1 protein-coding gene is annotated in these 581 nt (G+C 59.4%); it reads left to right on the top strand.

Annotated elements, in window-relative coordinates; translation table 11 throughout:
- Window positions 1-33: 33 nt before the first annotated feature.
- Window positions 34-581, top strand: a 548-nt coding sequence (locus NYR54_RS19150; RefSeq protein ID WP_261517287.1) for a reverse transcriptase domain-containing protein, incomplete at its 3' end; no start/stop codon positions are given.

The following is a 581-nucleotide window of genomic DNA, read 5'->3' as shown; positions in this document are numbered from 1 at the left end:
TGCAAATTACCTGACCAAATGAGGTGAAGACCTTTGATAATCAGCGAAATGCAGCACAAGCTCGCAACATGGGCCGAGGCCGGTCCGAACCGTCGGTTCGATCGTCTCTTGCGGCTCATTGCCGACCGGGAATGGCTTGCCGAAGCCGCCCGGATCGTTCTGGCGTCGAGTGGCGCACGAACTCCGGGCATTGACGGAATGGATAAGCGACGGATGCAGGCCGGGCTGGATCGCCATCTGGCCGACCTGCGGACAAACCTGTTGAAAGGCACCTATCGCCCGAAGCCGGTCAAGCGAATCTATATCCCGAAAGCCAATGGCAAGCTACGACCACTGGGTATACCGACCCTGACAGACCGCATTGTCCAGCGCGCCATGCTGATGGCCATGGAGCCGATTTGGGAAAGCGACTTCCATCGCCTGTCCTATGGCTTCCGGCCGGAACGCAGCGTGCACCATGCCGTTCGTACCGTGAAGTTGCAGCTTCAGGACGGCGCGGACACGACGAGGGGCCGCTGGATCATCGAAGGTGATCTGGCGAGCTACTTCGACACCGTTCATCACCGGCTGCTTCTGCAATG

The sequence above is a fragment of the Chelativorans petroleitrophicus genome (genome assembly GCF_025398195.1).
Classification (GTDB): domain Bacteria; phylum Pseudomonadota; class Alphaproteobacteria; order Rhizobiales; family Rhizobiaceae; genus Chelativorans; species Chelativorans petroleitrophicus.
The sequence above is the reverse complement of the archived record's forward strand: the minus strand, read 5'-3'. Positions and strand labels throughout refer to the sequence as shown.